We start from the raw sequence: 12605 nt of genomic DNA, 5'->3' as shown, positions 1-12605 counted from the left end.
GTTTGCCCGCCACATTTAGCTGCGATTGTGCGTTTTGCACTTGCCACAGGATGCCGTTCGAGCGAGATTACTGGTTTGGAATGGAGCCGAGTCGATTTGGAACGTAAAACGGCTTGGCTTGACCGTACCAAGAATGGAACGCCGCGAGGTGTTCCGTTAAACCGTGATGCGGTGGCGGTGCTGGAAGTGGAGCGCGGCAAGCATGAGAGCTACTGTTTTACTTATCGTGGAAAGCCGATCCGACGGGGTATTTGCAATAACGGCTGGCTTGAAGCGGTGAGGAAATCGGGGCTTCAGGATTTTCGCTTTCATGATCTTCGGCATACTTGGGCTTCCTGGCATCGCCAACGGGGCACCAGCACCGATGAGCTCAAAGAGCTTGGAGGTTGGAAGTCCCGCGTCATGGTGGATCGTTATGCGAAATATGGAACTGAGCATCTAGCGGTTGCTGCTTCGCGTGTCGAATCCGGCAGGGGTGGGCAGGTTGTGGATATTTTTCCACGTTTTCCCCACGGTGAGCTTAAAAAGAAAAAGCTAGTTTCGAGCTAGTGATTGATTTATTTGGCTCCCCGAGTAGGGCTCGAACCTACGACCTGCGGATTAACAGTCCGTCGCTCTACCAACTGAGCTATCGGGGAATTTGGATGCGCTTTTGAAGCGCGCTTATGTTAGCGTTTCGGGCGTTGGCGGTCAATCAAAACTCGCGGAAAAGACAGGTAAATCGGCCATGAGATGGTTCAAGCGGTTGTTAATTACGGGCGCGGTGCTGCTTGTCGTTCTCATCGCCGTACCGTTTTTTGTCCCGCTCAGCACCTATATTCCTGAAATAGAAAAGCTTGTCAGTGAGAGACTGCATGTACCAGTGACGATTCAGTCGCTGCATATATGGCTGGTACCCACACCACACGCCGTGTTGAGTGGGATTACGGTCGGCAGGACAGGGAATATCAAAATCGGCAAGATCAGCGTCGAGCCGGACTGGTCTTCTGTGTTCGAGTCGGTCAGGGTGCTGAAAAGCGTGGATATTGATACTTTGACGCTGCGCCAAGAAGTGCTCAATAAAATTCCTGTCTGGATTGAATCAAGCTCGTCGTTGCGACAAGCCGTCAGAATCAAGCAAGTGCGGTTGCACAATCTGCGCCTGGAGTTGAAAAAACAAACACTGGGGCCGTTTAACGCTGACGCCGAAATCGGATCTGACAACAAACTCGAAACGGCGATGATTACAAGCCCGGACGAGAAGCTGAAAATCACAGTGAAGCCGGAAAAGGGCAGCTACCTGTTAAATGTGGCCGCCAAGAAATGGCAGCCGCCGATCCCACAGCCGGTGTTGATTGACGAGTTATCCATGCACGGCAGAGCGACTCAACAAGATCTCAGCCTGCAGCAAATCAGCGCCAAACTCTACGGCGGTAGCGCAACCGGTAAAATGCAAATGAGCTGGCACGGCGACTGGAAGGGAAATGGGGAGCTTCACATTAAAGAAGTTGAAATCGAACCGCTGCTGAAGCTGTTTACCAAGACCTCTTTAAGCGGCAAGCTCACCGCGGACGGCCAATTTAGCGGCAACGGCAATAGCGCCGAGCAACTGATTGACAACCCGAACCTCGACATGGCTTTCAGCATCGCCGATGGCGTGATCAACAATGTAGATCTGGTGCAGGCGGTGAAGCTTATCACCATGGAAGGTTCGAGCGGCGGGCAGACGCGTTTTAACGAACTTTCCGGCAATTTGCAGCTCGCCGACAAGCGCTATCGGCTGCGCAACATTAAAGTAACATCGGGCATGCTCGGCGCGGATGGCAACGTGGATATAGCACCGAATCAGGAATTGTCAGGAACGCTGAGCGTGAAAATAAAAAGCGGCATCAACCTGGTGAGCATGCCGCTGGCGGTTTCGGGAACGGTCAACGATCCGCTGCTGCGGCCGACTGCCGGAGCCATGGCTGGCGCTGCTGCCGGCACGGTGCTGCTGGGCCCGGTATTGGGGACCTCGCTAGGAATTAAGGCCGGAGAATTTACCCAAAACTTGTTTGGCAAAAAAGAAAATAAACAGGAGAAACAGGAGAAACAGGAAAAATAGACCGGATTAAATCAGCGCCTGGTGTATCCTCTCCAGCGCTTTCTTGAGATTCTCCATTGATGTTGCAAAAGACAAGCGGATATAGCCCGCCGCGCCGAACGCAGACCCCGGCACTACCGCTACGCCTTTTTCCAGAAGATATTCACTAAACGCGATATCGCTGCCGTTTTTGAGCAAGCCTTTTGCATGCAGCCGGGCAACCGCTTCGCTGATGTCGGGAAAGGCGTAAAACGCGCCGCCGCTTGGCAGGCATTTCACTCCCGGCATGGCGTTGAGCTTTTCTACTACAAACGCATGACGCTCGCGGAATGCCTTGACCATCGGTTGTATGCACGACTGGTCGCCGTTCAACGCAGCTTCCGCCGCCACCTGCGAAATCGAGGTCGGGTTGGAGGTGCTTTGCGACTGCACGTTTTCCATCGCCGTGATGATGTGCTCCGGACCGGCGGCGTAGCCGATCCGCCATCCGGTCATGGAATAGGCCTTGGACACGCCGTTTAGCACCATGGTGCGCGGATAGAGATCCGGGCAAGCGTTGAGAATGTTCACAAACTTGCCCTGGTCGAGCAGAATATGCTCGTACATGTCATCGGTGGCTATCAGCACCTGCGGATATTTGCGCAGCGCCTCGCCCAGCGTTTTCAGTTCATCCCTGTCGTAAACCGCGCCAGTGGGATTGCTGGGGCTGTTGATGACCACCATTTTGGTCTTGGGCGTGATCGCCGCCTGCAATTGCCTGGGGGTAATCTTAAACCCTTGTCCGATGCCGGCTTCGATGATGACCGGCTTGCCTTCCGCAATCAACACGATATCGGGGTAGGAGACCCAGTACGGCGCGGGGATGATGACTTCGTCGCCTGGATTGATGTGGGAGAGCATCAGGTTGAAAAAGCTGTGCTTGCCGCCACAGGAAACCAGAATCTGCCTGATGGTGTAATCCAGGCTGTTGTCGCGCTTGAACTTGGCGATGACTGCGCTTTTCAGGCCGGGCGTGCCGCCGACCGGTGTGTACTTGGTAAAGCCCTGGTTAATGGCGACAATCGCCGCATCCTTGATGTGCTGGGGCGTGTCGAAATCCGGCTCGCCGGCGCCGAGGCCGATGATGTCTTTGCCTTCGGCTTTAAGCTTGGCCGCGCGGGCGGTGACGGCAAGGGTGGGGGAGGGTTTGATGAGCTGAACTCGCGCTGAAAGTTCCAATGGGTTTCCTCTATGGCAGATGCGGCGCCAGGCAAAGCCGGCGTGCTAAAATCAAATGTTTAAAACTTTGATAGGTTTTACGATCCAATGTGAAGCCGGACACAATTTGGGGTAGAGGTGTTGCGCGACCTCTACCCCAACCTCGCAGTTACTTACACAAGGGTCGTTATTCTACCCGTGATTGTCACTTTTCCCAATAGCCCTTACCGCCTGCATCAACCGTTCGAGCCGGCGGGCGATCAGCCGGAAGCGATTGCGCAGCTCACCGAGGGCATCGAGAAGGGCCTGGTTTACCAGACACTGCTAGGAGTCACCGGCTCGGGAAAAACCTACACCATGGCCCACGTAATCGCCCGGCTTGGCCGCTCGGCGATGGTGCTGGCGCCGAACAAGACGCTGGCCGCCCAGCTCTACGCCGAATTCCGCGAGTTCTTCCCTGAAAACGCCATCGAGTACTTTGTCTCTTATTACGACTACTACCAGCCGGAAGCCTATGTGCCTTCGCGCGATTTGTATATCGAGAAAGATTCGAGCATCAACGAGCATATCGAGCAGATGCGGCTTTCCGCCACCAAATCGCTGCTCGAGCGCGAGGATTGCATAATCGTTGCCACCGTCTCGGCGATTTACGGCATCGGCGATCCGGTGGATTTTCACGGCATGATCCTGCATCTGCGTGAAAAGGAGAAAACCGCGCAACGCGATATCATCAAGCGGCTCACCGAAATGCAGTACGAGCGCAACGAGCTTGAGTTTCGCCGCGGCGTGTTCCGCGTGCGCGGCGACGTGGTGGACGTTTTCCCGGCGGAAAACTCGGAAACCGCTTTGCGCATCACGCTTTTCGACGACGAAGTGGAAAGCCTGTCGCTGTTTGATCCGCTGACCGGCCACATCGAGCAGCGTGTCGGACGCTACACAGTTTATCCCTCGAGCCATTATGTCACGCCGCGCGACACGACCTTGCACGCCATCGAGGCCATCAAGCTGGAACTGCGCGAACGGATCGAATATTTTCAGAAACACAACAAGCTCGTCGAAGCGCAACGGATCGAGCAGCGCACGCGCTTTGATTTGGAAATGCTGAACGAACTGGGTTTTTGCAAAGGCATAGAGAATTATTCGCGCCACCTCTCGGGCAGAAAGGAGGGCGAGCCGCCGCCGACCCTGATCGATTACCTGCCACCCCAGGCGTTGATGATTATCGACGAAAGCCATGTCACGATCCCGCAGCTCGGCGGGATGTACCGCGGCGACCGCTCGCGCAAGGAAAACCTGGTGGATTACGGTTTCCGCCTGCCTTCCGCCTTGGACAACCGCCCATTGCGTTTCGACGAATTCCAGAAAGTGATGCGCCAGGCGATTTTTGTTTCCGCCACGCCCGCCGAATACGAGCGGGAGCATGCGGCGCAGGTGGTGGAGCAGGTGGTACGGCCCACCGGGCTGGTTGATCCGCGTCTCGAAGTCCGGCCGGCCGCGACCCAGGTGGATGATTTGCTATCCGAAGTGAATGTGCGGGCAAAGGCCGGCGAACGCGTTCTGGTGACTACGCTCACCAAGCGCATGGCCGAGGACCTGACTGAATATTTCGCCGACCACGGCGTGAAGGTGCGTTACCTGCACTCGGACATCGAAACTGTGGAGCGGGTGGAAATCATACGCGACCTGCGGCTTGGGGTGTTCGATGTGCTGGTCGGGATCAACCTGCTGCGCGAAGGTCTGGACATTCCCGAGGTGTCGCTGGTGGCGATACTCGATGCCGACAAGGAAGGCTTCCTGCGCTCCGAGCGTTCGCTGATTCAGACCATAGGCCGCGCCGCGCGGCATATCAACGGCGCGGCGATTCTTTATGCCGATAGAGTAACCGGTTCGATGCGGCGCGCGATTGATGAGACTGAGCGGCGCCGCAAAAAGCAGGTGCGCCACAACCAGCAGCGCGGCATTACACCGAAAGGGGTGAGCAAGCGCATCAAGGACATGATAGACGGTATTTATGATTTCGACACCGCGCAGCAGGAACTGAAGGCGGCGCAGAAAGAAGCGGCCTACAAAGTCATGAGCGAAAAGGAATTGACCCGCGAGGTCAAGCGGCTGGAGAAAGAGATGCTAACCTGCGCCAGGAATCTCGAATTCGAGCGCGCCGCAGAATTGCGTGACCAGCTGAAGGAACTCAAGCAGCGATTATTTATTGGCCTAACCACATAGACCTTAGGGATGAAAAATCAGTATTTCGGCGACGTTAATGATTACCGTAAATACGGATTGCTTCGCTTACTTTTTGAGAACCCCGGCTCGGCTATGAAGCTGAGTGTTTGTTGGATGTTGACCTCAAACGATTCACGTAAGGATGGCGAATTCCGCAAGTACCTCAGCGATAAAAAACATAACTGGTGCGCTTACGATCCAGAACTTTTCAAAAAACTTAAAAAATCGGATCGACCTCGACGAGGTCGAAGTGTCAAAGATGCCGGGATTCACAACTTATTGAGGAATGCGACCTATTTTTCTTATCCTTTAGGGGATTCGGCGGCCAAACGCGGAGAATACTTCAAATTTATGCAGGAGAAATTCGGTGAGCAAGACGTAAACTTAATTTTTCTAGATCCCGATAATGGGCTTGAGACTGATTCAGTTGGGTACGGAGGAAAAGACTCATCGAAGTATCTTTACTGGGACGAAGTGGAGCGCGTTGCCAAAAAAAGATCATTGATCATTTATCAACATTTCCGGCGCGAGCCACGGAATTCTTTCATTCAAAAGCAATTAGCTAATCTCAAGGTTCACACAAATGCTGCGGAAACACACGCATTTTTTACATCATATGTGGTTTTTCTCGTTGCGATCCACAGAGATCATGCCGACTTGAAAAACGCCTGCAAGGCTGCCGCTAAGGAGTTAAGCGAAAGCCGCCATGTTCCTGGACGAAGGGTGCGGTGGATTCTCAAGTGGGTGTATCTAGACTAAGACAACAGCCGGTTGATTTTACGTGCCTTTCGCTTATTACCGACGACTGAACGAGGAACAAAGGCGAATTTACCGCCGCAGTGACGAGGTCCGTTTTATTCCTTTGCTACCGAAGTTACGTCCGATTTTGCCGCTGGGAACGCTGGCCCGTGCCCTCAAGCAGGACGATTTGAAGGAAGCGCAAACCGTTTGCCGGCAAATCCTGGATAACCTGACAGCAGCGCTTAAGGTGCCGCCGGTTTCAGTAGCGGTCCACGCCGTACGCCCGCGCGGGCACTGGGGCGAGTTGCACGGGCTTTATACACCGGGGGATGGCGGCAAGCCGGCGCACGTCGAGATCTGGATGCGCACCGTCCGACGCCGGCAGGTTGTGGCGTTTCGAACCTTCCTGAGAACATTGTTGCACGAACTTTGTCATCATCTGGATTATGAGTTGCTCAAGCTGCCGGAGAGCTTTCACACTGAAGGTTTTTACCAACGCGAGTCCAGCCTGTTAAATCAGCTTGCGCCTAAAGATGACGCCGGGATCCAATCACCAGCTACAGCGCAAAAGCAGCTGGTGTAATCACCATTAATTTGCGATCAATATGCAAAGAATCAGAATCTTGTTTGTATGCACGGGCAACATCTGCCGTTCGCCCACTGCGGAGGCGGTGTTCCGTCGGCGCATTCAGCAAGCGGGTCTAGAACATGCCTTCAGCGCGGATTCGGCGGGGACCCACGATTTCAATCTCGGCAGCGCGCCCGATGCACGGGCGCAAGCAGCGGCGGAGCACAGGGGTTACGGCATGGAAAGAATGTGCGCGCGCCAGGTGACGATGAGTGATTTCGAAACTTTTAATTTCATCCTGGCGATGGATAAAGGCAATCTGGCGATATTGAAAAGGGCGTGCCCGCCGGAATGCCTGCACAAGCTCACATTGGTCACGCAATTCAGCAGCAATTACCCGGGCTGGGAAATTCCCGACCCATATTCAGGCGACACCCTTGCTTTCGAGCGGGTGCTGGATATGCTGGAGGATGCAGTGGAAGGTCTGGTCATGCGCTTGAGCCGGTAGCTCGAAAGCCGGGTTTGATTAAACGGGCTTGGGCAATTGACGCACGAATTGCTCGATGCCACGCAACAACATTTCCACCGCGATCGCGGTCAGAATCAAACCCATCAAGCGCTGAAAAGCCTGAACACCACGATCGCCGACGAGCCGGCTGATGCGCTCGGCGAATACCAGCACCGAAGTTGCAATGCCGAGTGTGAGGCTGAGCGCGATTATCCAATCAGCGATGCGCTCGGGCTCCCTGGAAACCAGCAGCAGTACCGTCGCGAGCGCCGAAGGGCCGGCAATCGAAGGAATCGCGAGCGGAACGATGAAAGGCTCTCGGTCCACTTTGTCGCCGAAAATTCCGCCGGGGTGAAGGAATATCATGCGCAGCGCGATCAAAAACAGAATCACGCCACCGGCGATGCCGAGCGAGCTTTGCGAAAGATTCAGCACACGCATGAAAGGCGCACCGACGAACATGAAGGCAAGCAGCACGGCGTAGGCAATCGCGCATTCCCTCAGGATGATTTTGAGTTTGCGCGAAGCTTCCGTGCGCGCGAGCGCCGCGACGAAAATCGGGACGTTCCCGAACGGATCAACCACCAGCAGCAGCAAAATGGTGGCTGAAACGAAGGAAATATCCATGACTGCTTCCGTTATTTGTGGGTTTCCACCTGCACCAAAGGTTCGTCTTCGGCTGGAGCGGGAGCGGGTCTGGGGCGTGGAGTCCGCGTTTGTGTTGCCGCCATTTCTTCCGCCTGGTTTTCCGCGTCTTTCAGTTTTTCCGGCTGGGTTTCAATTTGCACCAGATCGTTTGGCTCGCCGATATCGTAGGAATCCAGCACTGCGTTAGCTTGCGGCGATAACTCACTGGTGACCGGCGTTTCCGCCTGCACACGAGCGAGATGCTCGATTGGTGCGGGTGACGGAACATTTATCGGCGCAGGCGCTTCCTGCGCTAATTCTCTCGGTTGAGCCGCAGCTTCCTGCGCCGTTACCGGAGCGATAATGTTTACCGGTTTTAACGCTGGTTCCGCCTGCGGGGAATACCCCTCGCTTCTGCGCTCGCCGCGCTGCTTGCCTCCGCGCCGGCCGCGCTTTCCGCGATGTTCGCCTGCTTCGCGTTGAGGCTCGGGTCTTTCAGGCCGATTATCAGCCTTGGCTTCAAGTCTTGGCTGCGGCGCGCGGTTTTTCTGCTGCGGATTATCGGGGCGCTCATGCGTGCGCGGTTGCTGTGCTTGAGCAGGCCTTGTCGCCGCTTCAGCTTCATGACGGTTGCGCTGGCCCGTGCGCTGTTCGAAACGTTCGCGCCGGCCGCGACCGCGACTGCGGTTGCGCATGGGCGGCTTTGGCTTGGGCTGCGTTTCCTCTTTCTTTTTCTCATCGTGTTTGAACCAGCTCAGTATCTTGGCGATTAAAGTCGGCTTGGCCGTTACCCTCACCGGGGCGGGTTGCTGCGGAGTAATGCCTTGCACCGCCGCTTGCGGGCGGACCGGTTTCGTTTCCTGGGGCGTAACGAGCGTTTTCTCTTCTTCGACTGGCATTTCCACCATGCTGTAGCTCGCAGTAGCTTCGATCTGTCCCATTTCATCGTGGCGCAGGCGGGAGACGTTGTAATTCGGTGTTTCCAGATGAATATTGGGAATCAGCAAAACGTTGGCCCGGAAGCGTGCCTCGATGCGATGAATATCGGCGCGCTTTTCATTCAACAGAAAGGTGGCGACATCCACCGGCACTTGCGCGTGTATCGCCGCAGTGTTCTCCTTCATAGCTTCTTCTTGAATGATTCTCAGGATGTGGAGCGCGGTGGACTCGGTGCCGCGGATATGGCCGGTGCCGTGGCAGCGGGGGCAGGGCATATGGCTGGTCTCGCCCAAGCTGGGCTGCAGGCGCTGGCGTGATAGTTCCAGCAGGCCAAAGCGCGATATCTTGCCCATTTGTACGCGGGCGCGGTCATAGCGCAACGCTTCGCGCAGCCGGTTTTCCACTTCACGTTGATTGCGTTGGATTTCCATGTCGATGAAATCAATCACGATCAGGCCGCCCAAGTCGCGCAGACGCAGTTGCCGCGCAATTTCATCTGCCGCTTCTAGATTGGTGTTCAGCGCGGTCTGCTCGATGTCGGCGCCGCGCGTGGCGCGCGCCGAATTGACGTCGATCGATACCATCGCCTCGGTATGATCTATGATAACCGCGCCGCCGGAAGGCAGCAGCACCTGGCGGGCGAACGCGGTTTCGATCTGATGCTCGATCTGGAAGCGCGAAAACAGCGGCACGTCGTCTTTGTAAAGCTTGATGCGGTTGACGTTGCCCGGCATCACGTGGCTCATGAACTGCCGCGCCTGCTCTTGAATCTCTTCGGTGTCGATCAGGATTTCGCCGATATCGTGGTGGAAGTAGTCGCGGATCGCCCGCACCACCAGGCTGCTTTCGAGGTAAATCAGCGAGGGTGCCTTTTCTGTCTTGGCGGCGTTCTCGATCGCTTCCCACAACTGCAGCAGATAGTTCAAATCCCACTGCAGTTCTTCGAGGTTCCTGTCGATGCCGGCGGTGCGGCCAATGATGCTCATGCCTTGTGGCACTTCGAGCCGGGCCATGACGTCCCTAAGCTCGTTGCGCTCTTCGCCCTCGATGCGTCGCGACACCCCGCCGCCGCGCGGGTTGTTGGGCATCAAAACGATGTAGCGGCCGGCGAGGCTGATAAAGGTGGTCAGCGCCGCTCCTTTATTGCCGCGCTCGTCTTTATCAACCTGGACGATCAGCTCCTGACCCTCGCGCAGCACATCCTGGATGCGTGCGCGGGCAGGATCAATGTCGGTATGGAACCAGGCGCGTGCGACTTCCTTGAAGGGGAGGAACCCATGGCGCTCGCCGCCGTAGTCCATAAAGGCGGCCTCCAGGCTGGGTTCGATGCGGGTGATAACACCCTTGTAGATATTGCTTTTGCGCTGCTCTTTGCCTGCGGATTCAATATCAAGGTCGATGAGTTTTTGGCCATCGACTATTGCGACGCGCAACTCTTCGGATTGCGTCGCGTTGAACAACATGCGTTTCATTTTATGCTCTCCCGCGCTCAACACGGGCAGGGCAAGCCCTCAACGCCGCTATAATAGCGGTGTGTATTTGAGTATTTGTCAGGTGCTCATTATGACTTCAGGATCGACTGATATAGACAATTCACTCAACGGGTTTGTCATTAAAATCCTGTTTATTCGTTTCAGGATTTGAAAATCTGCTAGGAGCGCGTAATCCAATAATTGTTTTCGCTACTTTAATCTTTAAAGGTGGTGAGCGGAGTTAACCAGCTTGTCAGGTTTTACAATGGATTCAGGCACTTGGCACCGAACCGCTGGGCCGGTGGATCTTAAATACCTCCGGCACGGGTAAACCATGAATTTCCAGTATAAGCAAAATGCATGATTTAAGCAAAGACTCCGTTTCCCAGGGAACGGTCGGCGAAGAAGGTGAAAACCAGCGTATAGACAATTATTTGGCGAAGGTTTTAAAAGGAGTTCCTAGAAGCCATATTTACCGGATTTTGCGCAGTGGTGAAGTGCGGGTAAACAGCCGGCGGGTAGATCCGACCTACCGCCTGCAGGCGGGCGACAAACTGCGTATTCCACCAATACGCATTGCCCGTTCTGCCGCAAAATCTGCCGCGCTGCCGCCAAAGCTTGTATTCCAGGTCTTATACGAAGACGATTGTCTTCTGGTAATCAACAAGCCCGCGGGATTAGCCGTGCATGGCGGCAGCGGCGTGAGCTTCGGCGTCATTGAGCAGTTAAGGGCGTACGAACCCAAGCCGAGGTTTCTCGAACTGGTGCACCGCCTTGACCGGGAAACCTCCGGCATCCTGATTTTGGCCAAAAAACGCAGCGCGTTGACTTCCGTGCATCGGATGCTGCGCGAAGGCGAGGTGGAAAAGCGTTATCTGGTACTGGTCAGGGGCCGGTGGGTAAACACCAGGCAAAGCGTCAAACTGCCTCTCAATAAATACGTCACGGCAGCGGGTGAACGGCGCGTATCGGTGAAAGAAGGCGGTCAAGCCGCGCATACGTTGTTTTTTCTGCGACAAAACTTTCGAGATTACAGTCTTCTCGAAGCCGAGCTTAAAACTGGGCGCACGCATCAAATTCGCGCGCATCTTGCCCATCTCGGCTTCCCCATAGCGGGCGATGACAAATATGGGGATTTCACTTTAAACCGCGAATTGGCCAAGCAGGGTTTGAAGCGCATGTTTCTCCATGCCTGCAGAGTAGCGCTAAAACACCCGAAAAGCGGCGCAGTGCTGGAACTGGAAGCACCTCTGCCAGAAGATCTGCAACGCTTTGTCCAGCAGCTGGGGGAACGCGCTTGAACCGGATTGAATCGGCGGTGAAGCCGGAGCGTTTCCATCTTCTGGTTTTCGACTGGGACGGAACGCTCACCGATTCCGCCGACCTCATCGTCGCTTCGATGCAGCCGGCATGCGATGATTTCGGCCTGCCCGTTCCCAATCCGCTAGAGGTGAAACACATCATCGGCCTGGGTTTCAGGGAGGCGCTGGCGCATTTGCTGCCCGACTTTTCGCCCGACGATTACCCGCAAATGGTGGAGCGCTATCGTCGTCATTTTCTTTCGCTACAGGCGCCGATCCCGGTTTTTCCCGGGGTCAACGAAACTTTGCAAGCTTTGCATCAAGTGGGATTCCTGCTCGCGGTGGCGACCGGCAAGAGCCGCAAAGGTTTGAATCGTGATTTTCAGGAAACCGGTCTGGGCCGCTATTTCCACGCTTCGCGCTGCGCAGATGAATGTTTTTCCAAGCCGCACCCCGGCATGTTGCTGGAATTGATTGAGGAAATGGATGTGGCTGCCGAAAAAACGCTGATGATAGGCGACACCACCCATGATTTGCAGATGGCAAAAAACGCCGGCGTGGCCTCGCTCGCGGTGAGTTATGGTGCTCACCCGAAACAAAGCCTGATTGAGCTTTCTCCTTTTGCCTGCTTGGACGATATCCGGGAATTGCTGCCGTGGTTAGGGAACCTCTGATTAAGTCCCACGCGGTTGCGACGGTGCGCAATTCGGGTGCAGGGCGAGGCGTGAGGAGCACCGTTTGGTAGAGGCCAAATCAGCGACGAACAACAAAGTCATGCGCACGGATTGCCCCCTCCGGGTTGCGGCAAAATACGGTGTCTGCGTCGTGCTCGCCGGAGCGTGGAGCCTCGACACATGCGACCGCGAAGGCGAGCGCTGGCCCGCTTCACTGCACAGCTTCGCAGGTGCGGACGCTGCGCGGGCCCTCCTCGGTGTCGTACTTCGAGTACGACCTTCGTCGCGCGCCT

General features: G+C 55.5%; 10 protein-coding genes, 1 tRNA gene and 1 pseudogene. 8 read left to right on the top strand and 4 right to left on the bottom strand.

Annotated features, from left to right (window positions below):
• Window positions 1-27 precede the first annotated feature (27 nt).
• Window positions 28-549: a site-specific integrase gene (locus tag VHE58_00615; GenBank protein ID HVS25809.1), complete on the top strand. Its 522-nt coding sequence runs from the start codon at window positions 28-30 to the stop codon at window positions 547-549.
• 13 nt (window positions 550-562) lie between these two features.
• On the opposite strand, the gene VHE58_00610 is transcribed toward VHE58_00615, so the two are convergent.
• Window positions 563-638 (bottom strand) — tRNA-Asn (locus tag VHE58_00610).
• Between the two features lie 14 nt (window positions 639-652).
• Between VHE58_00610 and VHE58_00605 the strand changes: the two genes are divergently transcribed.
• Window positions 653-2083, top strand: a complete 1431-nt coding sequence (locus VHE58_00605) for an AsmA family protein (GenBank protein ID HVS25808.1) — start codon at window positions 653-655, stop codon at window positions 2081-2083.
• A 6-nt stretch (window positions 2084-2089) separates the two neighbouring features.
• On the opposite strand, the gene VHE58_00600 is transcribed toward VHE58_00605, so the two are convergent.
• Window positions 2090-3280 (bottom strand): pyridoxal phosphate-dependent aminotransferase, encoded by a 1191-nt coding sequence (locus VHE58_00600; GenBank protein HVS25807.1) that lies wholly within the window; start codon window positions 3278-3280, stop codon window positions 2090-2092.
• Between the two features lie 177 nt (window positions 3281-3457).
• On the opposite strand from VHE58_00600, the gene uvrB reads away from it, so the two are divergent.
• The 4 genes from uvrB to VHE58_00580 are packed head-to-tail and all read left to right on the top strand — an operon-like array spanning window position 3458 to window position 7299.
• Window positions 3458-5482, top strand: coding sequence for an excinuclease ABC subunit UvrB (gene uvrB, locus VHE58_00595; GenBank protein ID HVS25806.1), 2025 nt, complete (start codon window positions 3458-3460; stop codon window positions 5480-5482).
• Window positions 5483-5491: 9 nt separating this feature from the next.
• Window positions 5492-6241, top strand: a complete 750-nt coding sequence (locus VHE58_00590; GenBank protein ID HVS25805.1) for a hypothetical protein — start codon at window positions 5492-5494, stop codon at window positions 6239-6241.
• A 22-nt stretch (window positions 6242-6263) separates the two neighbouring features.
• On the top strand, window positions 6264-6806 hold the full coding sequence (locus tag VHE58_00585; GenBank protein HVS25804.1) for a hypothetical protein: 543 nt from the start codon (window positions 6264-6266) through the stop codon (window positions 6804-6806).
• Window positions 6807-6828: 22 nt separating this feature from the next.
• Window positions 6829-7299 carry a low molecular weight protein-tyrosine-phosphatase gene (locus VHE58_00580; protein ID HVS25803.1) on the top strand — a complete coding sequence of 157 codons (471 nt, stop codon included), beginning with the start codon at window positions 6829-6831 and terminating at the stop codon, window positions 7297-7299.
• A gap of 18 nt (window positions 7300-7317) precedes the next feature.
• On the opposite strand, the gene VHE58_00575 is transcribed toward VHE58_00580, so the two are convergent.
• Together VHE58_00575 and VHE58_00570 are read right to left on the bottom strand one after the other, a co-directional pair.
• On the bottom strand, window positions 7318-7926 hold the full coding sequence (locus VHE58_00575) for a MarC family protein (protein ID HVS25802.1): 609 nt from the start codon (window positions 7924-7926) through the stop codon (window positions 7318-7320).
• 410 nt (window positions 7927-8336) lie between these two features.
• Window positions 8337-10337, bottom strand: a pseudogene (locus VHE58_00570) (Rne/Rng family ribonuclease).
• Window positions 10338-10693: 356 nt separating this feature from the next.
• On the opposite strand from VHE58_00570, the gene VHE58_00565 reads away from it, so the two are divergent.
• Both VHE58_00565 and VHE58_00560 read left to right on the top strand, forming a co-directional pair.
• Window positions 10694-11638, top strand: coding sequence for an RluA family pseudouridine synthase (locus tag VHE58_00565; protein HVS25801.1), 945 nt, complete (start codon window positions 10694-10696; stop codon window positions 11636-11638).
• 17 nt (window positions 11639-11655) lie between these two features.
• Window positions 11656-12312 (top strand): HAD-IA family hydrolase, encoded by a 657-nt coding sequence (locus tag VHE58_00560; GenBank protein ID HVS25800.1) that lies wholly within the window; start codon window positions 11656-11658, stop codon window positions 12310-12312.
• The last annotated feature ends 293 nt before the right edge of the window (window positions 12313-12605 follow it).

The sequence above is a fragment of the Burkholderiales bacterium genome (assembly GCA_035543335.1).
GTDB lineage: Bacteria > Pseudomonadota > Gammaproteobacteria > Burkholderiales > JAHFRG01 > JAHFRG01.
The sequence above is the reverse complement of the archived record's forward strand: the minus strand, read 5'-3'. Positions and strand labels throughout refer to the sequence as shown.

Coding starts and splice junctions, on each gene's coding strand:
- VHE58_00565 (HVS25801.1), top strand. CDS start 10,694: ATGCATGATTTAAGCAAAGACTCCGTTTCCCAGGGAACGGTCGGCGAA.
- VHE58_00575 (HVS25802.1), bottom strand. CDS start 7,926: ATGGATATTTCCTTCGTTTCAGCCACCATTTTGCTGCTGCTGGTGGTT.
- VHE58_00580 (HVS25803.1), top strand. CDS start 6,829: ATGCAAAGAATCAGAATCTTGTTTGTATGCACGGGCAACATCTGCCGT.
- VHE58_00590 (HVS25805.1), top strand. CDS start 5,492: ATGAAAAATCAGTATTTCGGCGACGTTAATGATTACCGTAAATACGGA.